This window comes from Bacillus sp. NPDC094077, from assembly GCF_050279465.1.
Lineage (GTDB): Bacteria > Bacillota > Bacilli > Bacillales > Bacillaceae_G > Bacillus_A.
On record NZ_JBNNUF010000005.1, the window covers coordinates 262125 to 282126 of the forward strand.

A 20002-nucleotide genomic window follows, 5' to 3' on the forward strand; every position below is an offset into this window, starting at 1 on the left:
GAGGGCAAGTGAATATTTGCCCTCTTTTTTTATTTTTTTCTGAAAAAGGAAAAAATTATATGAGTATATTTTAAAAAGTGGACATACCACGAAACGTTGGGATTACTGCATTCGTGAATCATTTATTTTTTTTAGGGAAAAGTAAAGAGGAAAATATGACAGAAAATCGAAAAAACTGTTGTTGCAAAATGAAAATAAACAAAGTATACTAACACTCGTAAACTTAAGAGCTGAGGTACGTAGTCACTACTTAAAGGGTTAGGACCTCTCTGGACTAACTTTCCCCCGTGGTAGTGGAGCAAGCCAAATTGCAAATTAGTTTTCAATTCGAACAGTTAGATTAAATTTACAAGGGGGAACTGTAGAATGGATACTATGGATACGATGGGTCGTCACGTGATCGCTGAACTTTGGGATTGCGATTTCGACAAGCTTAATGACATGCCGTATATTGAACAATTATTTGTGGATGCAGCACTAAGAGCTGGTGCTGAAGTACGTGAGGTTGCTTTTCATAAATTTGCACCACAAGGTGTAAGTGGAGTAGTAATTATCTCGGAATCACATTTAACAATTCATAGCTTTCCGGAGCACGGTTACGCAAGTATTGATGTTTATACTTGTGGGGATCGTATTGATCCAAATGTTGCTGCAGAATATATTGCAGAAGGTTTAAACGCGAAAACGCGTGAGAGCATCGAGCTTCCTCGAGGCACTGGTAGCTTCGAAATTAAGCAGAGAGAAACAAAAGCTCTTTAAAAAAGAACATAATTGATTTAAAATGTAAAGAGGTGTATAATGCACCTCTTTTTTAGTTTATAAAAAAGGAAAAATCTAAAGTACTCATTAGTTGGATGAAGTGTGCCCTTACAGGTAAGTTAGCGCTTCACCTATCATTTTATTTGAAGATATGGCAGCTGGTTACTAGGGTATGATAAAACGAGATGGTGCGTGTAAATTCAAAGTGGTAAGAGCGTTAGAATGAGTTATATAATATTGTATATATATTTTTACGTGAAGTGAGTAGAGAAAAATAAAGATTAAATTGTAAAGGAGTGAATGAATTGCGTTGTCCATCCTGTTCTCATAATGGCACAAGAGTGTTAGATTCGCGTCCGGTAGATGAAGGGCGTTCTATTCGAAGAAGGAGAGAGTGTGAAAGTTGTTTAAGTCGCTTTACGACATTTGAAAGAGTAGAAGAGTCACCTCTTATCGTTGTTAAAAAAGAAGGTACGCGAGAAGAGTTTAATAAAGAAAAGATTTTACGCGGTTTAATTAAAGCGTGTGAAAAAAGACCCGTATCTTTAAGACAATTAGAGGAAGTAACACAAAGTGTGGAACGTGAACTACGTAATTTAGGTATATCAGAAGTGAAAAGTGATATGATTGGTGAAATTGTTATGGAAGAACTTCGTGATATTGATGATGTTGCTTACGTGCGTTTTGCTTCTGTATATCGTCAATTTAAAGATTTAAATGTATTTATTGAAGAATTAAAAGATATACTGCAAAAAGAAAGAGAGTAGAAGCTATATTTTATCCCGCTATTTGCGGGCAGTAAGACTCTCGCCTCAAACTTCGGCGAATGCGAGGAAGTTAGGTGGGAGATAACTGCCCGATTGGTTCAACTAATAATCAGTGGAGGATGGACAAAATCCCCACTGATTAAAGTTTCACTTTATTCTCTTTACATACTGTAAATAATGAGATAAGAGAGCTAGAAGCGTAAGCTAATAGCTCTTTTTCACTAATAAATTATATAATGAAGATAGGACGAATGAATTAGAGGATAGATTGGATGAGAGAAAGGAAAAGCAAGAATGGAAAAACAGTCATGGATGGAGCTATTGCCGATTGATCGTTATAAAGTAAGTGCGAAAGGACTACTACATAATTATGACCGAAAAGTGTTAACGATGTTGTATCAACCGTTAATAGGTAGTAGAGCTTTTAGCTTATACATGACACTATGGGGGGAGTTAGAGCAAGATCGTGTCTTTGGAAAAGAAAATACGCATCATTCCCTTATGGTGACCATGCAAATGCAGCTTCCAGAAATATATGAGGAACGAGTAAAGTTAGAAGCAATTGGGCTTTTGAAGGTATATATTAAGAAAGAAAAAGATATTCGAATGTTTATATACGAATTGCAACCACCTTTATCTCCAAAGCAGTTTTTTGATGATATTGTTTTAAGTATCTTTTTATACAATCGATTGAGTCGGACAAAATATAATCAAGTAAAGCAATATTTCTTAGAAGAAGAATTTGATTTTGCTTCTTATGAAAATATTACGCGTTCTTTCAATGATGTATTTGATTCGTTTAATCCAGGCCAGCTTGAACATGCGCAAGAAGACCTTCGTATCCCGAAAACGACAACTATGCCAAATAATGAGAAGGGAGACGTTCCGAAAGTTTGGAACGATTTCTTTGACTTCTCCTTATTTGTAGATGGATTGTCCGCCCTCGTTCCTAAGAAGGCAATTACAGATCAAGTGCGAGAATGTGTCATTACACTCGCTTACGTGTATGGTGTAGATGTGTTATCGATGCAAAATATCGTTCTTGGTGCGGTGACGGAGATGCAGACCATTGATATAGAAAGGCTTAGAAAAGGAGCGCGCGATTGGTATCAATTTGAAAACGGTCAAGCGTTACCTGTTTTAAGCGAAAGAGTACAGCCTCACGCTGCGCGTACGATGAAAGAGAAAGAGCCTTCAACGCAAGAGGAAATGCTTATAAAACAGTTAGAGGAAATCTCGCCAAAACAACTATTGAAGGAGATTTCTGGTGGTGCAGAGGCGACGAAAGCGGACTTGCAAATTGTTGAAGATGTAATGATCAATCAAAAATTAACGCCAGGAGTTGTGAATGTACTTATTTATTACGTTATGCTACGCTCAGATATGAAGCTTGCGAAAACGTATGTGGAGAAGATTGCTGGGCATTGGGCGCGTAAAAAGGTCGGTACAGTAGCTGAAGCGATGGCATTAGCGAAAGAAGAGAACCGTCAATATCAAGAGTGGGCGGAGACGAAGAAAAAAGGCCGTACGGCGAAGAAAACAGTGCGTAAAGAAATGGTGCCGGATTGGCTGAAAGAAGAACCGAAAGAACAAGCGAAAGAAACTGTGAAAAAAGACGTGAGTGCGGAAAAAAATGCAAGTACGTTGGAAGATGAACGAAAACGACTAGAAGAAGTGTTGAAAAAATATAAGCGTGATTAATAGAAGAGAATGAACGCTCTTTGAGGTGAGAAGATGGAGCATATTCAAAATTCATTTGCAAAATTAATGGAAAATGAAAACTTTAAAAATAGATATGAAGTATTAAAAGCGGAAGTGATGGCACATCCGCGTGTGAAAGAATTTATAGACGAACATAAAGGTGAAGTAACAACTTCTATGATTGAGCGCAGCCTTGTGAAGTTATATGAATATATTGGGCAAAGTGTAGGGTGTGTGGATTGTCCAGATCTAGGGTCATGTAAAAACATGTTGCAAGGATATGAGCCAAAGCTTGTTATACAAGGTAAGATGATTGATATTCAATACGATCGCTGCGTTAGGAAAGTAGCATATGACGAGAGAAAGAAATACGAAAAGCTTGTTCAAAGTGTATATATGCCAACTGATATTTTACAGGCGACGATGGAAAACTTAGATCCTTCAGATTTAGACGCACGTATTGATGCAATTGGTGCAGCGAATGAATTTTTAAGCACATATGAACCAGGTAAAAAAGTACAAGGTTTATATTTGTACGGTAAATTTGGTGTAGGGAAAACGTATCTTTTAGGAGCAATTGCGAATGAGCTTGCTCGAAAGAAAATAAGTTCGATGCTCGTATACTTCCCAGAATTTTTACGTGAAATTAAAAGTTCGATTCAAGATAATTCGATTGGGGAAAAGATTGATGCAGTTAAACGCGTACAAGTTCTAATGTTAGATGATATCGGAGCAGAAGCGATGTCAAGCTTTGTGCGTGATGATGTGCTCGGCGCAATTTTGCAATTCCGTATGTTAGAAAACTTACCGACGTTCTTTACGTCTAACTTTGATTTCAAACAGTTAGAACATCATTTGACGTATACGCAGCGCGGTGAAGCAGAAGAAATGAAGGCAGCACGTATTATGGAACGAATTAAATATTTGGCGAAACCAATTCCGATTGGCGGGAAGAACCGTCGTCATAAGTAAAAGAGCAAGCTGAGAAGCTTGCTCTTTTGTATTATAGTGATATTTTCTTTTCAAATATGAGATCGAAATATTCAGGTTGGCCAGAACTACCAATCGTAGGGGCGAAAATCTGCACGAACCTCCATCCGTCTCTAGCATGTTCTTGAATAATTTCTTGGTAATCTTCAGCTGGTTTTGAGCGAGCGAACCCCCAATGTAATTCGATTTTCACAAACTTATATTCAAACATTTATACACCCCATTTTAGTGATACGTCAATTATACAATAAAAAATTATATGAGCTTGTATCATTTTTTTCTCCCTCCCTTAATATATATGAAATTAGCAAGTTGTACCGAGTGGAATGTCTAATGATAGAAGATTGTTTCTGCTGAGAGACTTTACCACGGCGGACTCTTATAGGGTTTTTAAATCCTTTAGAGCGGGGATAAAAGGGGGGACAAAAGTGATTGAAATTTGCTTCGAAGAAAAAAATGATGCTATGCACGTATATAAACAACTACTGAAAAAAGCGGAAGTGTTATATAAGGAAACGAGTGTGTATTTACAGGAACAAAAAGTTGTGATTCACATACCAATACGTGAATCAAATTATATTGAAAAGATTTTATTACCAGTAATGGTGTATTTCATTGTGAATGTGAAACAAAATGAATGGATATATACAATCTTAAAAGAAAAGTTTTTTTATGAAGAACAAGAAGAGTGTCATCAAATATTGCACATGGCACAAGAGATTTTAAAGGGAAGAAGAAAAGGGGTTACTCGTGAATTAACACGTTACACATTTGAATCATATATTAAGTCTTCTTTAAATAATTGGCTTTGTGATCCGCTCTCATTCTCGTTTTCATCATATGTCCGTTTTCGTCTTCGTACATATAGGGAAATGGTAGCTAAACTTGCGGAAGTGGCGATTGATGAGTATAAGATGGAACAAGAATATCAAATGTTCATTGAAACGCTTCGGCAACAAGTTAGTAGCCGAAAGTCACGTTTGTCTTGTGTGCATCTTATTTTTGATGAAAGTTTTATTTTCTATGATGATAAAGGTAGACGTTTAAAACAGGAGAAATTGGTCCAATATATAGATGAAGATTTATTAAAGCAAAAGGATGTATATATTGATACGAAAGTAATTGCACCACTCCTTTCTATTTCGCCGAAAAAGATTTATTTATATACGAAAGAACAAGACCATAATATGATTATTACTTTGCGAAATGTATTTCAAGAACGGATACAATTGCACGGATTACATGAGTTTGAACGCAATGTGAAAAATTTAAAAAATAAAGGTAACGCCCTTGATTTTCTAAGTTTTTGAGCATATAATTACCTACATAAATGAAATATATTGAAATGTCATGATGAGGACATGGGTAGTTTTCTACGATTTTCAGAGAGGGAAGCCTTAGGGTGTGAGCTTCCTAGTACGGGATTATTACTTACCCCCTCTAAACTTTAGCAGTGAACGGTTTTTCTAGTAATTGCTAACGGACAACACCGTTATGTTGAACTTGAGCAATTAACAATGGTGTTAATTGGAACAAGGGTGGAACCACGAATTCAACACTCGTCCCTTTTTACGGGATGAGTGTTTTTTATTTTGAGAAAAAGAGGAGTGACCAGTGATGGCAGATGTAGTTAAAATTACTTTCCCTGATGGAGCTGTGAAGGAGTTTCCAAAAGGCGTAACAACTGAAGAAATCGCAGCTTCTATTAGCCCAGGCTTAAAGAAAAAAGCTGTGGCTGGAAAATTAAATGATGAGATGATCGATCTTGCTACACCAATCGAAGAAGATGGTGCAGTTTCTATTGTTACATTAGATTCTGAAGAGGGCTTATACATTTTACGCCACTCAACAGCTCACCTTTTAGCACAAGCGTTAAAACGTTTATATAAAGATGTTAAGCTTGGCATTGGTCCAGTAATCGAAAATGGCTTCTACTACGATATTGATATGGAAGAAGCAATTACAGTTGAAGACTTCAAGAAAATCGAAAAAGAAATGCAAAAAATCGTGAACGAGAACTTAGAAATCGTTCGTCATGAAGTACCACGTGCAGAAGCACTTCGTCGCTATGAGGAAATTGGTGATGAGTTAAAATTAGATTTAATTAACGATCTTCCAGAAGATGCAGTTATTTCAATCTATGAACAAGGCGAATTCTTCGACCTTTGCCGTGGTGTTCACCTTCCATCTACAGGGAAAATTAAAGTGTTTAAATTATTAAGCGTTGCTGGTGCTTACTGGCGCGGCGATAGCAGTAATAAAATGTTACAACGTATTTACGGTACTGCATTCGTTAAGAAAGCAGAATTAGATGAGCACTTACGTATGCTTGAAGAAGCAAAAGAGCGCGATCACCGTAAATTAGGTAAAGAGTTAAAACTATTTACTAATAGCCAAAAAGTAGGACAAGGTTTACCACTTTGGTTACCAAAAGGTGCAACAATTCGCCGTATTATCGAGCGTTACATCGTTGATAAAGAAGCAAGCTTAGGCTATGATCACGTATATACTCCAGTATTAGGAAGCAGAGAGCTTTATGAAACTTCTGGTCACTGGAACCACTACCGTGATGGCATGTTCCCATCAATGGAAATGGATAATGAAGAATTAGTTCTTCGTCCAATGAACTGCCCTCACCACATGATGGTTTATAAAAACGATATTCACAGCTACCGTGAATTACCAATCCGTATTGCGGAACTTGGAACAATGCACCGTTATGAAATGTCAGGTGCGTTATCTGGATTGCAGCGTGTACGCGGAATGACTTTAAACGATGCGCACATTTTCGTTCGTCCAGATCAAATTAAAGAAGAGTTAAAACGTGTTGTAAACTTAACTCTAGAAGTGTACAAAGATTTCGGTTTAGAGAACTATTCATTCCGTCTATCTTATCGTGACCCTGAAGATACTAAAAAGTACTATGCTGATGATGAGATGTGGGAAAAAGCACAAGGTATGTTAAAAGAAGCGATGGATGAAATGGGTCTTGATTACTATGAAGCTGAAGGTGAAGCGGCATTCTACGGTCCAAAACTTGACGTTCAAGTTCGTACTGCTCTTGGAAAAGACGAAACACTTTCAACTGTACAATTAGACTTCTTACTTCCAGAACGCTTTGAATTAACTTACGTTGGTGAAGACGGTAAACAACATCGTCCAGTTGTAATTCACCGTGGTGTTGTATCCACTATGGAACGTTTTGTAGCCTTCTTAATTGAAGAATACAAAGGTGCATTCCCAACTTGGTTAGCTCCAGTTCAAGTACAAGTAATTCCAGTTTCTCCGCAAGTACATTTAGACTATGCGAAGAAAGTGCAAGACGAATTACGACGTGCTGGTATCCGTGTTGAATTAGATACTCGTGAAGAGAAAATTGGTTACAAAATCCGTGAAGCACAAATGCAAAAAATTCCGTACATGCTTGTAGTAGGTGACAATGAAGTAACTGAAAACGGCGTAAACGTACGTAAATATGGTGAACAAAAATCAGAAACAATCGCATTAGATGCTTTTGTTGACATGATTAAAGTAGAAGGAAAACGATAAGAAAGAGCCGCGGTGTACCGCGGCTTTTCTATGTAATATAAGTGAGAAAAATTAGAAAAAATAACCATGTAACACTTATCATAAAAAAGTATTGCAAGTATGTTAGTTGTTTGTTACAATATTTCTTGTTGTTAGTAAAACACATTGCGTCTTCTTGACAGACGTCATGTCCTATGATAAACTCATCAAGGATAATAGAATATTGTTTTGTGGAACAAGTAGAAGCACCCGCTTCTCACCTGATGGACGCATTCGCAGTTAGCAGGTAAATGTATTTCTTACTTAAGATTTTACAAGTGTGGGTGTCGTATGCCCGCACTTTTTTTGTCGGGTTCTATGACTACAAAATATGTTCTGAGAAAACCTTGGAGGTGGCTTACTATTAGCAAGGATATGATGATTAACGAGCAAATTCGTGCACGTGAAGTACGTTTAGTTGGTGCAAATGGCGATCAACTTGGAATCAAGTCTCGTAATGACGCTTTAGACTTAGCTGCAAATCTTAATCTTGATTTAGTATTGGTTGCTCCAAATGCGAAACCGCCAGTATGCCGCATTATGGACTACGGTAAATTCCGCTTTGAGCAACAAAAGAAAGAAAAAGAACAGCGCAAAAATCAAAAAGTAATTAGCATGAAAGAAGTACGTTTAAGTCCAACAATTGATGAACATGACTTTAACACAAAACTTCGTAATGCTATCAAGTTTTTAGAGAAAGGCGACAAGGTTAAAGCGTCAATTCGCTTTAAAGGACGTGCCATTACTCATAAAGAAATCGGTCAACGTGTTTTAGATCGCTTCTCAGAAGCTTGTGCTGAAGTTAGTACAATTGAATCTAAGCCTAAAATGGAAGGACGTAGTATGTTCTTAGTTTTAGCACCGAAAAACGATAAGTAATAGATAGAGGAGGAAATACCTATGCCTAAACAAAAAACTCATCGCGGCGCTGCAAAGCGTTTCAAAAAGACTGGATCAGGTAAACTGAAACGTTCTCACGCTTACACAAGCCATTTATTCGCTAACAAATCTACAAAAGCTAAACGTAAACTACGTAAAGCTGGTGTAGTAAGCGCTGGTGACTTCAAACGCATTCGTCAAATGCTTGACAACTTAAAATAAGTTCGGCTGATATATAGAACAATTAGGAGGTAATATTATGCCAAGAGTAAAAGGTGGTACAGTTACTCGTCAACGTCGTAAAAAAGTAATTAAATTAGCAAAAGGTTACTATGGTTCTAAAAATACATTATTTAAGGTTGCTAACCAACAGGTTATGAAATCTCTAATGTATGCATTCCGTGACCGCCGTCAAAAGAAACGTGACTTCCGTAAATTATGGATCACACGTATCAACGCAGCAGCTCGTATGAATGGTCTTTCTTACAGCCGCTTAATGCACGGTCTTAAAAATGCTGGCATCGAAGTTAACCGCAAGATGCTTGCTGACTTAGCTGTTCATGACGAAAAAGCTTTCGCTGAATTAGCAACAGTTGCAAAAAACAACATTAACTAATTATTTAAAACCTTAGAAGATTTTTCTTCTAAGGTTTTTTTATTTGTATTCATTATAATCAACCGAAATTTCCCGCTGATTATCGTCGTAATTAAGGGAGCTATTTCTCGTTCAAGTATATTAATATGTGTTTGTAAGAACTTTTGTAACGATAACGAAGAAGTGTTTACATGAATGTAGCAGTTGTAAATGAGTTCAAGGAAAAGTTAGAAGTGAAAGAAGTTCCAAAGATTAACGGATGTGTCGTTATCGATATGACAAAATCAATATAAAAGCTATAGCAATATAGAAGAATATATGTATGAAGTCAGGAGAATCCTCCTGGCTTTTTTTATCCCGCTATTTGCGGGCAGTAAGACCCCCACTGATTAAAGTTTCACTTTATTTATGCTCGTTTGGAAAGAAGAGTATCTTTCCTAGCTGAAACGACACTGCTATAATGGAAAGATGATATGGAACTTTCATCGGGTGAACAATCTATGAGTGATGATTGAAACGTATTTGCAAATTAAGGACAAGCTATTTTATAAAGAGGTAGATAGCTGACTTATTAATAAGAAATGAAAAATAATAATGAACTTTGAGATGAAACAACATTGTTGCGTAAAATGCGATGTTGGAGGAGGACAATAGAATGGACTTACTACAACTATTTAAATTACAAAAAGAATTAGATGACCGTATTGCGAAAGAACATGACTTACAACCGAAAAAGCTATTGAAAGAAAAAATGTTAGCTCTTCTTGTAGAAATTGGAGAGCTTGCAAACGAAACACGTTGTTTTAAATATTGGAGCAATAAACCAGCTTCAGAACGTGAAGTAATATTAGAAGAATACGTAGATGGTTTGCATTTTATTTTGTCAATCGGAATTGATTTAGGTATTGATAAAAATTTCCTATTCTATAAATGTGCACAAACGAATAAAACACAAGTAGAAATTTTCTTAGACACATATGCGAAAGTGATTCGTTTTACAGATCAACCATCTATTACGAACTATATTGAATTATTTACAAGCTATCTTCGACTTGGACAAGCGCTTGAATTTGAACAAGAAGAAATTGAAAAGGCGTATTTAGATAAAAATGAAGTAAATCATCAGCGTCAAACACAAGGATATTAAGTTGATTTTTGAATATTTCGATTTACTTATTGTATAATGAAGTGACTGAAGAAAAAGGAGGGTGTTGGCAATGACAAAATTAGACGCGACATTGACAATGCTAAAAGAGTTAACAGATGCACGCGGTATTGCTGGTAACGAGCGTGAACCACGTGAAGTAATGAAGAAATACATTGAGCCGTTTGCGGACGAACTTTCTACTGATAATTTAGGAAGTTTAGTTGCGAAAAAAGTAGGGGAAGAAAACGGCCCAAAAATTATGGTTGCAGGTCATTTAGATGAAGTTGGCTTTATGATTACGCAAATTGATGACAAAGGTTTCCTTCGTTTCCAAACGGTGGGTGGCTGGTGGTCACAAGTTATGCTTGCACAGCGCGTAACGATTGTAACGCGCAAAGGAGATGTAACAGGTGTAATTGGTTCAAAACCACCGCACATTTTACCTCCAGAAGCACGTAAAAAGCCAGTTGAAATTAAAGACATGTTTATCGATATTGGTGCTTCTAGCCAAGAAGAAGCGATGGAGTGGGGCGTACGACCTGGAGATCAAGTTGTACCTTACTTTGAATTCCAAGTGATGAAGAATGAAAAAATGTTACTTGCAAAAGCATGGGATAACCGAATTGGTTGTGCTATTGCAATTGACGTATTAAAACAATTAAAAGATGAAAAACATCCAAACGTTGTATACGGTGTTGGAACTGTACAAGAAGAAGTTGGTCTTCGCGGTGCAAAAACGTCGGCGAATTATATTAAACCAGATATCGCGTTCGCAGTAGATGTTGGTATCGCTGGAGATACACCAGGTGTAACGTCAAAAGAAGCGCAAAGTAAAATGGGCGATGGTCCACAAATCATTTTATATGATGCTTCTGTTATTGGACATACAGGCTTACGTGATTTCGTAGTTGATGTTGCCGATGAATTACAAATTCCATATCAATATGATTCAGTAGCTGGTGGCGGAACGGATGCAGGCGCAATTCACATTGCTGTAAATGGTATTCCATCTATGGCAATTACAATTGCAACGCGTTACATCCATTCACATGCAGCAATGTTACATCGTGATGATTATGAAAATGCAGTGAAGTTAATTGTAGAAGTTATTAAACGCCTTGATAAAGAGGCTGTACATAACATTACATTTAATTAATAGAAAAAAGCGAAGGGGGATTCTCCTTCGCTTTTTTCTGTTTTAAAAGGGCCTTTCTAAGCCTGCAGCAGTATGGGCTCCTAAAATAATTAAACGAGTTAATTGCATGGCCATAAAATGCGGGGTATAAATCATGCCTTTTTTTAACCATGACATAATCATCCCAAGGTGGGCGCCAGTAACATAACTAATGAGAATATCACGTGGAACCATTAGTTTTTCATCATTAGGTTGTGAAATGGAAAGGCTTAATGTTAAATGTGTTTGAATTGTTTTCATCATCTTATACGTATAGTTTCCAGCTGCTTTATCCCCAAGCATAACGTTATAGAATTTAGCATTTTCTGCGATATGCTCAAATAAAGCCAAAAAGGTCGGATGTGGGGAATCAAATGTAAGTTGGAAGCCTTCTTTACTTCGTTTTTCAGGCTTAATCACCTCGACTAGCTTTTCTAGCATTTCGTCTATGCTTTTATCTAGTAAGTCATATTTATCATGGTAATGGCTATAAAATGTAGCGCGATTTACAGGAGCACGTTCTGCGATATGTTGCACAGTTACATTTTCAAAGCCCTTTTCGCCTACTAAAGCGACAAAAGCATCCTGTATGATTTGTCTCGTCCGTTTTACACGTGGATCATTTGTATTTTTAATAGACATTTTTACTTCACCTCGTTTAATTTTTTTAACTTAAACAACACATATATAGTGTAATGTTGTTTAAACAACATATAGGTTTAAATTGTTGGTTGTAGATTCGGCATAATTATTTATAATTATAAACGATAGTCCTTTAGAAATCAGCACCGCTCGCAGGCAAACAAATTAGGTTTATACTGCCGATGGTGTGATTTTTTTGGTTAAAAGTTAATATAATTAACAATTAAGCAATCTAAACAAAAAGGATGTAAATAGTTTAGAAAAAAATTATATGCGATATAAGGAGAGGAATGCAATGAATCAGTTTCGAAGAATGGTCATTATTAACATTATCACATTAATTGTATTAGTTGGTGGCGGCATTGGCGGTTATTACTATTACAATCAAACGGAAAATTACTTAAAAACAGACAATGCAAAAATTGATGGAAAGGTAATTCCGATTGCTTCACCAGTAGCGGGTAAACTAACTGACTGGAAAGCTGAAGTAGGAAAGAACTACAATGAGAACGATAAATTAGGTGCTGTTACTGTAGCGGCAGCAAATGGAGAACAAACAGTAGATGTAACAATTCCACAAAATGCAACAGTTGTACAATCAAACGCAACGACAAATGCGTTCGTTGGAGCAGGTAGCCCGATTGCTTACGCATTTGATATGAACAATTTATGGGTAACAGCAAACATTGAAGAAACAACTATTGATGATGTTCAAAAAGGCCAAACAGTAGATGTATATGTAGATGCATACCCAGATACAACGTTAACAGGGAAAGTAGAACAAGTTGGATTAACAACAGCAAATACATTCTCGATGTTACCATCAAGTAACGCAACAGCGAACTATACGAAAGTAAAGCAAGTTGTACCAGTTAAAATTTCTTTAGATCATAGTAAATCAGTAAATATTGTTCCTGGAATGAATGTGTCAGTTCGTATTCATAAGTAAGGGGGAGATGAGATGTCCTCAATTGTAATTGCAGGATATGCACTATTTTGTATAATCGTCTTCTTCCTTGTAAATCGTCTTTTACGAAAGAAAAAAACGAATGTGGGAGAAGAACAAGTCCCAGCCGTAAGTAAGATAGAAGTAAGTAAGATAGAAGTAAGTAAGGTAGAAACAGTAGAGAAAGAAATTGAATCAAAACAAGAAACAGAAGTTTCTAATGTAGTTGAATTAGAAACAGGGAAGCAAGAAGAAGTAAAACAAGAAAAAGAAGTGCCGAAAAAACAAATGTCTATGCCTCTAGAGAATGTAAATGTGAAGGCAGTCGTAGCGGTATTGATTTTCGGTATGTTCGTTTCTATTTTAAACCAAACAATCATTAACGTTGCACTACCGCCATTAATGAACGAATTTAACGTATCAACTTCAACAGCACAATGGTTAATTACAGGTTTCATGCTTGTAAACGGAATTTTAGTACCGATTAGTGCCTTTTTAGTTTCACGGTTTACGTATCGTAAATTATTCGTAGCAGCAATGTTATTCTTCACTGTAGGATCTATCATTTGTGCTACTTCAGGAAACTTTACAATGATGATGACAGGCCGCGTTATTCAAGCGGTCGGTGCAGGTATTTTAATGCCAGTTGGTATGAATATCTTCATGGCGTTATTCCCGCCTCATAAGCGCGGAGCGGCGATGGGACTATTAGGGGTAGCGATGATTTTAGCACCAGCTATCGGACCGACTGTAACAGGTTGGGTAATTGAAAACTATAGCTGGAACTTAATGTTCTATGGGATGTTTGTGATCGGTTTAATTATTACGTTCTTATCTTTAAAATTCTTTACACTAGCTCAGCCAGTGTCTAAAACGAAGTTAGATGTATTCGGTGTTATTAGTTCAAGTATAGGGCTAGGAAGCTTACTGTATGGATTTAGTGAAGCTGGAAATAATGGCTGGACTAGTGCAGAAGTTGTTATAACACTTATCATCGGCGTCATTGGTTTAGGGTTATTTATTTGGAGAGAGCTAACAACGGACAATAAAATGCTTGATTTACAAGTATTTAAATATCCAGTATTTACTTTCACCTTATTAATTAATGCAATCGTTACGATGGCTTTATTCGGAGGTATGTTACTACTTCCAGTATATCTGCAAAACATTCGCGGTTTTACACCGATAGAATCAGGTTTATTATTACTTCCAGGATCATTAATTATGGGTATCATGGGGCCGGTTGCAGGTAAACTATTTGATAAGTATGGCATTCGTCCGTTAGCAATTGTCGGATTAGCCATTACAACGTTTGCAACATATGAATTTACAAAGTTATCAATGGATACGCCGTATAGTGTTATTATGACGGATTATATTATACGTTCGATTGGTATGTCATTCATTATGATGCCAATTATGACAGCTGGTATGAACGCACTGCCGATGAAATTAATATCTCACGGTACAGCAACGCAAAATACATCCAGACAAGTAGCTGGTTCAATTGGAACAGCAATATTAATCACGCTTATGACGCAACAAACAACTGCTCACGTAGCAGATTACGGCAACATGTTAACAACATCAAACCCAATATTAGTTGATAAAGTACACGGCATGGGTCAAAGCTTAGCGGCCTTAGCCGGATCAGCTCAAGCGGGAGACGCGATGAGTACGCAACTATTATATGGACAAATTTCAAAGCTATCTGCAATTAACGGTATTAACGATGCCTTCTTAATTGCAACCATATTAGCAGGTGTTGCTTGGGTGTTATCGTTCTTCTTACCATCAGGAAAGAAAGCAAATAGAAAAGCAGGGAATTAATTTCCCTGCTTTTTTGTGTTTTTATGTAGTTAGATATAAAAGATGATAAGCAGTCAAAGAGCATAATCCTGTTATAAACAAAATTATACCCATAGAACGAATATGTGTTAATTGTCTCCCGCTTATAATAGCTAATAGTCCAGCTAAAAGGAAGAAACTCCAATATAAAGTTCCTGAAATTGGGAATTTTAGCCCTGAATCTATTCCGATTCCTATACAAATGATAGGAACAACGATAAATAATACGCTAATCAATCCAGCTATAATGGTAAGTAATTTGCGATATTTAATTCCGGTAGCAATTAAAAAAATACCAACGATGATTTCACATAACAATAAAATAGGGGCTAAGATAAGCCAAATAAATAATCCGGTAGATTCCATGTATAATAACTCCTTAACGAATGAAAAATGAATCTGGCATAGACATGAGCTGATAACAAATAGCTGCGAACAGCCCTATTGAGAAAATAATGAATCCCATGTTGCGTATACTATTCATTTTTGAACGTACCCCATTCAATCCTGCTAATAAACCAGCTAGAGAGAAAAGCATCCAATATAGAACAGTTGGAATGTGAAGAACGTTCTCTCCGTTGATACCTTTGTTCAAAAAAATAAAAGGCATTATAACGAATGAGAAGCAAATAATCCCCATTAAGATAACAAATAATTTCCGATGAATAATTCCTGTTACTACTAAAAAAATACCACCAGCAATTCCACATAATAAGAGAAGTGGCATAAAAAGCATCCAAATAATACTGAACATACGTAAACTCCTTTATATTAATTAAGTTATATTTTACTACATGAGGTTTATTTTGGATATTATTAATAAATATGTATAATTTGATAGAAATGAGTAGTAACGATACGAATGATTGAAAAGTGTTAACGGAAGAAGGGTTTGAAGTTGTTATAAAAGAGTGAAAGAGGTATCGTGATGATACCTCTTTTTAACTTAAAAATGCCAACATATTATTTGTAATATGAAATAGCATAGCTGGAATAATGGAGTTTGTTTTCTTGCATAAAATAGCCATTAATAATCCCATGAAGAAAGTAATTACCATTACTCCGAGTGAGTATGTGTGAGCGATACCGAAGAAGAAGCTCGTTAAGATTGCTGCAATCCAAAATGAAAAACGCTCTGATAAGAAGCGAAGTATGAAGCCACGAAAAATGAGTTCTTCAAAAATAGGTGTGAGTATCCCAAATCCGATAAGTAATAATATTTGATATTGATTAAAAACGTCTAAGTTGAGTGCAGAAGATTGTTGCTTTGTTGCGCTTTGGAATACATAATTTAGCAAGATATAATTGAGTAAGATGTTTAATGTGAAAAAAGAAGTAAGTATATGTATGTACGCCATTCTTTAATCACCTTAAAGTTAAAAGATTTTAGTAATAATCTTTTCGCTGGTTCAAATTTAAATATGAAGAATAACAGCATGGCTAGTTGTAATGCGATACTGGCGGTGTTTGCAATAGATTCATACAGGGCAATTTGTTTTTTATTAGTGAGACCGGCTGTATAAATTGTTAAGGGCATTGCTAGGAACAAAGTAATAAGTCCAGTTCCGAAAAAAGCAAATAAAACCGAGCTAATAAATTGTCCCCATGACATAGAATATTTCTGTTCATAAGGAAGTTGTGTAGCGGATTGCATATGTAGAATCACCTCTTTATATTTGTATATCCAATTATAAGGTATTTTTATTCAGGGTGTAATATTTAAATATTACATCCTACATTGTATTTAAAGAAAAAAATAAAAGAGGTATCACCCTGTAGTGATGCCTCTTTCTCATTGATAACTATGTTCTGCCTTGTTATCCGATTTCGATTGCTCTATTTGCAATTCACGCTCTACCAATCGATCTAACTGCTGAATTGCTTTTAGTGCTTTTTCATAAGAAATCGTTCTATAATGATGTGCTCCGCCCGGTTCTTCATCTGCTTCATCCGCCCATTTAATAATGTTTTGCAGAGATGTTCTTTCAATTTCTTGTTCCACTAAGAAAGAATCTGTATGAAGAAGAATCGCGATAGAAATTTCTTTTGCTAGTTTCGGATGCTCTCCTAATCTAATAAGCAATTTATGAGCTCTTTCTGCTCCTTTAATTGCATGTATATCATTCTTTTTATATAAGTCATAATCCCATTCGCCGCCTGTGTACCACGTATGATGCCCAATGTCATGCAGGAAACCAGCTTTTGTCGCAGCATCGACTGAGGCGTGATGCTTTTTAGCTAAGTGAAACGCATGGTAAGCGACAGCAATCGCGTGGACCATTCCAGAACGATTTACGTATTTTTGTGTAATATGATGTTTAAAAATTTGTTCAAGCGTAATACGGTGCATAAAACATTCACTCCTTTTATCTAATGGTGTATATGAAGAAAATCGATCGGTTTAAATGTATTTTGAACATTGTACTCCATCAATTGGTGTTAGTAAAGTAGAAATGTTTAGGAAAAGAAAAATTTTTTTCCATAAAAAAATCACCTCAGCTTATACTAAGGTGACCTTTTGTTGCTTATTTTTTTAATCCTTGCTCTAGTGTTTCTAACATTTCGTGTTTTTCATTTTCACCAGCATTTTTCCAAATAACTTCGAATAAAACGCCAAGGCCTGGAAGCATTTTTTCTTCACCGCTTTGAATGGCATCGACAATCGTTTCTTGTAATTGGTCTTGCGTATTACCAGATACATTCGCTAATACAGCGCCGCGTAAATTAAAATTCATTGCTTTCACCTCTTCTTCAGAATTGAAACTGACGTTAGTTTTTGTTCTTTTTTATGTAAATATGTATGAAAAATAGGCTATAATGATAAGACAAGAAGAGAGGGAAATACATATTATGAAAAACATTGATTCAGTACAAAATCCGCGTGTGAAGCAGTGGAAAAAGCTGCAAACGAAAAAAGAACGCGATAAAAAAGGCTTATTTTTTGTAGAAGGATTCCACTTAGTGGAGGAAGCTTTGAAGGCAGGAGTTGTAACAGAACTTATCGTTTCTGATCAGACAGATCTTCCGAAAGATTGGACAGTTAATGATGTGGAAATGTATATCGTGCCTGAAGCAATCGTAAAAGTACTTCGTGAAACAGAAACGACGCAAGGTGTATTTGCTGTTTGTGAGAAACACGAGAGTGAAGTAGCTCTTACAGATGGGAAGTTTCTTTTATTAGATGGTCTTCAAGACCCAGGTAACTTAGGGACAATTATTCGTACAGCTGATGCAGCTGGTATTCATGCCGTTGTGCTTGGAGAAGGGTGCGTTGATGCATATAATAGTAAAGTACTTCGCTCTACACAAGGTTCTGTTTTCCACTTACCGATTGTAAAAGGGAACTTAGAAGAATGGGTAGACAAGTTAAAAGAAAATAACGTTCCTGTATATGGAACAGCTCTTGAAAATGGAGTTCCTTACGGTGAAGTAACACCAGCTGGAAGTTTTGCATTAATTGTAGGAAATGAAGGAAGTGGCGTGCGCCAAGAAATTCTTGCGAAAACGGATCAAAACTTGTATATTCCGATTTACGGCGGGGCAGAATCATTAAATGTTGCAGTTGCAGCAGGGATTTTAACGTATTATTTACAAAGCCCAGTTGCGAACAAATAAAAAACTTCTTATAATAAGTTGAAGTACATGTTCGTAATGAACATATAATTAAAGTTAAATAACGAAAAACGTTGATAGAGAAGAGTAGCTTACAAAATCGCCATATAGGGAGAGAGTGCCGTAGACTGAAAGCATTCTTATGGTAGACGGAAGTGAATTCACCTCTGGAGTTGACGCCAGGACCATGTATATGTAAAGGCGTTCCGGTCAGAATTGATCGTTATAACTAATGAGTGGGCAGACTTGTTCTGTCAATTTAGGGTGGTACCGCGAATTTACCTCGTCCCTTTTTGGGAGCGAGGTTTTTTTATTTTTAAAATTAGGAGGGTTCCAAATGGAAGCACGTTTAAAAGAGCTAAAGCAAAAAGCGTTAGAGCTTATTGAAGAAGCGAAAGAGCTAAAGGGCTTAAACGATGTACGCGTAGCGTATTTAGGGAAAAAAGGCCCAATCACAGAAGTATTACGCGGCATGGGAAAATTATCAGCAGAAGAGCGTCCACGTATGGGAGCATTAGTAAATGAAGTACGTGAAGCGATTCAAACGCGTCTAGATGACAAAATTGGTAACTTAGAAAAAGCAGTAATTGAAGCGAAATTAGCTACTGAAACAATTGATGTTACATTGCCAGGTCGTCCTGTTGAAACAGGTTGTCATCATCCGTTAACAGCTGTTGTAGAGCAAATTGAAGATGTATTCATCGGTATGGGTTATGAAGTAGCTGAAGGAACAGAAGTAGAAAAAGACTACTACAACTTCGAGGCATTAAACTTACCGAAAGATCACCCAGCGCGTGATATGCAAGATACATTCTACATTACAGAAGAAACGTTACTACGTACGCATACATCTTCTGTGCAAGCACGTACGATGGAAAATAACAAAGAAAAAGGCCCAATCAAAATTATTTGTCCTGGTAAAGTGTATCGCCGTGATGACGATGATGCGACACATTCACACCAATTCATGCAAATTGAAGGTCTTGTAATTGATAAAAACATTCGCATGAGTGACTTAAAAGGTACACTGCAAGTATTCGTGAAAAAGATGTTCGGTGAAGATCGTGAAATCCGTCTTCGTCCAAGTTTCTTCCCATTCACAGAGCCATCTGTAGAGATGGATATTTCTTGTATGATGTGTCACGGTAAAGGTTGCGGCACTTGTAAAGGAACTGGCTGGATCGAAATTTTAGGCGCAGGTATGGTTCACCCGAACGTACTTGAAATGGCTGGTTATGATTCAAAAGAATATCAAGGTTTCGCATTCGGTATGGGCGCAGAGCGTATCGCAATGTTGAAATACGGCGTTGATGACATTCGTCATTTCTATACAAATGATGTACGTTTCTTACAACAATTCAAACGAGCGTAAGGG

General features: G+C 36.6%; 21 protein-coding genes, 1 pseudogene and 3 other annotated features. Of the genes and pseudogenes, 15 read left to right on the forward strand and 7 right to left on the reverse strand.

Translation table 11 applies throughout. The features are described from left to right. Positions 1-375 precede the first annotated feature (375 nt). From speD to dnaI, 4 genes are all read left to right on the forward strand, one after another. Positions 376-759 (forward strand): adenosylmethionine decarboxylase, encoded by a 384-nt coding sequence (speD, locus tag ACQKNR_RS15525; protein ID WP_002003660.1) that lies wholly within the window; start codon positions 376-378, stop codon positions 757-759. A gap of 305 nt (positions 760-1064) precedes the next feature. Continuing rightward, positions 1065-1526, forward strand: a complete 462-nt coding sequence (nrdR, locus tag ACQKNR_RS15530; RefSeq protein WP_001203687.1) for a transcriptional regulator NrdR — start codon at positions 1065-1067, stop codon at positions 1524-1526. 294 nt (positions 1527-1820) lie between these two features. Next, positions 1821-3227 carry a replication initiation and membrane attachment family protein gene (locus tag ACQKNR_RS15535; RefSeq protein ID WP_427318661.1) on the forward strand — a complete coding sequence of 469 codons (1407 nt, stop codon included), beginning with the start codon at positions 1821-1823 and terminating at the stop codon, positions 3225-3227. 33 nt (positions 3228-3260) lie between these two features. Continuing rightward, positions 3261-4199: a primosomal protein DnaI gene (dnaI, locus tag ACQKNR_RS15540; protein ID WP_427318662.1), complete on the forward strand. Its 939-nt coding sequence runs from the start codon at positions 3261-3263 to the stop codon at positions 4197-4199. Positions 4200-4230: 31 nt separating this feature from the next. Here the strand turns inward: dnaI and ACQKNR_RS15545 are convergent, their stop codons facing one another. Beyond that, positions 4231-4428: a DUF4177 domain-containing protein gene (locus ACQKNR_RS15545; RefSeq protein ID WP_427318663.1), complete on the reverse strand. Its 198-nt coding sequence runs from the start codon at positions 4426-4428 to the stop codon at positions 4231-4233. Positions 4429-4645: 217 nt separating this feature from the next. Here ACQKNR_RS15545 and ytxC point away from each other — a divergent pair, with 217 nt between their 5' ends. The 7 genes from ytxC to ACQKNR_RS15580 all read left to right on the forward strand — a co-directional run bounded on the left by ytxC (position 4646) and on the right by ACQKNR_RS15580 (position 11561). Beyond that, positions 4646-5527 carry a putative sporulation protein YtxC gene (gene ytxC / locus ACQKNR_RS15550; RefSeq protein ID WP_427318664.1) on the forward strand — a complete coding sequence of 294 codons (882 nt, stop codon included), beginning with the start codon at positions 4646-4648 and terminating at the stop codon, positions 5525-5527. A 31-nt stretch (positions 5528-5558) separates the two neighbouring features. Beyond that, positions 5559-5787 (forward strand) — a binding site (T-box leader). A 47-nt stretch (positions 5788-5834) separates the two neighbouring features. Then, the gene (thrS, locus tag ACQKNR_RS15555; RefSeq protein WP_427318665.1) at positions 5835-7766 is read left to right on the forward strand and encodes a threonine--tRNA ligase; all 1932 of its coding nucleotides are present in this window, start codon (positions 5835-5837) and stop codon (positions 7764-7766) included. Positions 7767-7976: 210 nt separating this feature from the next. Then, positions 7977-8097 (forward strand) — a sequence feature (ribosomal protein L20 leader region). Positions 8098-8159: 62 nt separating this feature from the next. Next, positions 8160-8663 carry a translation initiation factor IF-3 gene (gene infC / locus ACQKNR_RS15560; RefSeq protein WP_000973214.1) on the forward strand — a complete coding sequence of 168 codons (504 nt, stop codon included), beginning with the start codon at positions 8160-8162 and terminating at the stop codon, positions 8661-8663. Positions 8664-8684: 21 nt separating this feature from the next. Continuing rightward, complete coding sequence (gene rpmI, locus ACQKNR_RS15565) at positions 8685-8885, forward strand: 50S ribosomal protein L35 (protein WP_001125945.1); 201 nt, start codon at positions 8685-8687, stop codon at positions 8883-8885. Between the two features lie 37 nt (positions 8886-8922). Further along, entirely contained in the window at positions 8923-9279 is a 357-nt protein-coding gene (gene rplT / locus ACQKNR_RS15570) for a 50S ribosomal protein L20 (RefSeq protein WP_001138362.1), read from the forward strand. Positions 9280-9913: 634 nt separating this feature from the next. After that, entirely contained in the window at positions 9914-10405 is a 492-nt protein-coding gene (locus tag ACQKNR_RS15575) for a dUTP diphosphatase (RefSeq protein ID WP_000365050.1), read from the forward strand. A gap of 70 nt (positions 10406-10475) precedes the next feature. Further along, positions 10476-11561 (forward strand): M42 family metallopeptidase, encoded by a 1086-nt coding sequence (locus ACQKNR_RS15580; RefSeq protein ID WP_000163555.1) that lies wholly within the window; start codon positions 10476-10478, stop codon positions 11559-11561. Positions 11562-11603: 42 nt separating this feature from the next. Here ACQKNR_RS15580 and ACQKNR_RS15585 read toward each other — a convergent pair whose 3' ends face one another. Next, on the reverse strand, positions 11604-12221 hold the full coding sequence (locus tag ACQKNR_RS15585) for a TetR/AcrR family transcriptional regulator (protein WP_427318666.1): 618 nt from the start codon (positions 12219-12221) through the stop codon (positions 11604-11606). A gap of 295 nt (positions 12222-12516) precedes the next feature. Between ACQKNR_RS15585 and ACQKNR_RS15590 the strand changes: the two genes are divergently transcribed. Together ACQKNR_RS15590 and ACQKNR_RS15595 are read left to right on the forward strand one after the other, a co-directional pair. Further along, positions 12517-13170 (forward strand): HlyD family secretion protein, encoded by a 654-nt coding sequence (locus tag ACQKNR_RS15590; RefSeq protein WP_071771032.1) that lies wholly within the window; start codon positions 12517-12519, stop codon positions 13168-13170. 12 nt (positions 13171-13182) lie between these two features. Further along, on the forward strand, positions 13183-14997 hold the full coding sequence (locus ACQKNR_RS15595) for a DHA2 family efflux MFS transporter permease subunit (RefSeq protein ID WP_427318667.1): 1815 nt from the start codon (positions 13183-13185) through the stop codon (positions 14995-14997). Positions 14998-15018: 21 nt separating this feature from the next. Here the strand turns inward: ACQKNR_RS15595 and ACQKNR_RS15600 are convergent, their stop codons facing one another. From ACQKNR_RS15600 to sspI, 5 genes and pseudogenes are all read right to left on the reverse strand, one after another. Further along, positions 15019-15381, reverse strand: coding sequence for an ammonia permease (locus ACQKNR_RS15600; RefSeq protein WP_427318668.1), 363 nt, complete (start codon positions 15379-15381; stop codon positions 15019-15021). A gap of 13 nt (positions 15382-15394) precedes the next feature. Then, positions 15395-15769, reverse strand: a complete 375-nt coding sequence (locus ACQKNR_RS15605; RefSeq protein ID WP_427318669.1) for an ammonia permease — start codon at positions 15767-15769, stop codon at positions 15395-15397. Positions 15770-15956: 187 nt separating this feature from the next. Beyond that, a pseudogene (locus ACQKNR_RS15610) lies at positions 15957-16669 on the reverse strand (CPBP family intramembrane glutamic endopeptidase). 138 nt (positions 16670-16807) lie between these two features. Further along, positions 16808-17365: an HD domain-containing protein gene (locus tag ACQKNR_RS15615; RefSeq protein WP_427318670.1), complete on the reverse strand. Its 558-nt coding sequence runs from the start codon at positions 17363-17365 to the stop codon at positions 16808-16810. Positions 17366-17540: 175 nt separating this feature from the next. Beyond that, the gene (gene sspI / locus ACQKNR_RS15620; protein WP_427318671.1) at positions 17541-17750 is read right to left on the reverse strand and encodes a small acid-soluble spore protein SspI; all 210 of its coding nucleotides are present in this window, start codon (positions 17748-17750) and stop codon (positions 17541-17543) included. An 82-nt stretch (positions 17751-17832) separates the two neighbouring features. Here sspI and ACQKNR_RS15625 point away from each other — a divergent pair, with 82 nt between their 5' ends. Together ACQKNR_RS15625 and pheS are read left to right on the forward strand one after the other, a co-directional pair. Beyond that, positions 17833-18630, forward strand: a complete 798-nt coding sequence (locus ACQKNR_RS15625) for a TrmH family RNA methyltransferase (protein WP_427318672.1) — start codon at positions 17833-17835, stop codon at positions 18628-18630. 62 nt (positions 18631-18692) lie between these two features. Next, positions 18693-18921, forward strand: a binding site (T-box leader). A 43-nt stretch (positions 18922-18964) separates the two neighbouring features. After that, a complete protein-coding gene (gene pheS / locus ACQKNR_RS15630; RefSeq protein WP_000388217.1) occupies positions 18965-19999 on the forward strand; it encodes a phenylalanine--tRNA ligase subunit alpha in 1035 nt (344 codons plus the stop codon). Positions 20000-20002 lie beyond the last annotated feature (3 nt).

Bases quoted from the DNA above. Each gene is read 5' to 3' on its own strand.
- speD (WP_002003660.1), top strand. From the start codon at position 376: ATGGATACGATGGGTCGTCACGTGATCGCTGAACTTTGGGATTGCGAT.
- ACQKNR_RS15535 (WP_427318661.1), top strand. From the start codon at position 1,821: ATGGAAAAACAGTCATGGATGGAGCTATTGCCGATTGATCGTTATAAA.
- dnaI (WP_427318662.1), top strand. From the start codon at position 3,261: ATGGAGCATATTCAAAATTCATTTGCAAAATTAATGGAAAATGAAAAC.
- ACQKNR_RS15545 (WP_427318663.1), bottom strand. From the start codon at position 4,428: ATGTTTGAATATAAGTTTGTGAAAATCGAATTACATTGGGGGTTCGCT.
- thrS (WP_427318665.1), top strand. From the start codon at position 5,835: ATGGCAGATGTAGTTAAAATTACTTTCCCTGATGGAGCTGTGAAGGAG.
- infC (WP_000973214.1), top strand. From the start codon at position 8,160: ATGATGATTAACGAGCAAATTCGTGCACGTGAAGTACGTTTAGTTGGT.
- rpmI (WP_001125945.1), top strand. From the start codon at position 8,685: ATGCCTAAACAAAAAACTCATCGCGGCGCTGCAAAGCGTTTCAAAAAG.
- rplT (WP_001138362.1), top strand. From the start codon at position 8,923: ATGCCAAGAGTAAAAGGTGGTACAGTTACTCGTCAACGTCGTAAAAAA.
- ACQKNR_RS15575 (WP_000365050.1), top strand. From the start codon at position 9,914: ATGGACTTACTACAACTATTTAAATTACAAAAAGAATTAGATGACCGT.
- ACQKNR_RS15580 (WP_000163555.1), top strand. From the start codon at position 10,476: ATGACAAAATTAGACGCGACATTGACAATGCTAAAAGAGTTAACAGAT.
- ACQKNR_RS15585 (WP_427318666.1), bottom strand. From the start codon at position 12,221: ATGTCTATTAAAAATACAAATGATCCACGTGTAAAACGGACGAGACAA.
- ACQKNR_RS15590 (WP_071771032.1), top strand. From the start codon at position 12,517: ATGAATCAGTTTCGAAGAATGGTCATTATTAACATTATCACATTAATT.
- ACQKNR_RS15595 (WP_427318667.1), top strand. From the start codon at position 13,183: ATGTCCTCAATTGTAATTGCAGGATATGCACTATTTTGTATAATCGTC.
- ACQKNR_RS15600 (WP_427318668.1), bottom strand. From the start codon at position 15,381: ATGGAATCTACCGGATTATTTATTTGGCTTATCTTAGCCCCTATTTTA.
- ACQKNR_RS15605 (WP_427318669.1), bottom strand. From the start codon at position 15,769: ATGTTCAGTATTATTTGGATGCTTTTTATGCCACTTCTCTTATTATGT.
- ACQKNR_RS15615 (WP_427318670.1), bottom strand. From the start codon at position 17,365: ATGCACCGTATTACGCTTGAACAAATTTTTAAACATCATATTACACAA.
- sspI (WP_427318671.1), bottom strand. From the start codon at position 17,750: ATGAATTTTAATTTACGCGGCGCTGTATTAGCGAATGTATCTGGTAAT.
- ACQKNR_RS15625 (WP_427318672.1), top strand. From the start codon at position 17,833: ATGATAAGACAAGAAGAGAGGGAAATACATATTATGAAAAACATTGAT.
- pheS (WP_000388217.1), top strand. From the start codon at position 18,965: ATGGAAGCACGTTTAAAAGAGCTAAAGCAAAAAGCGTTAGAGCTTATT.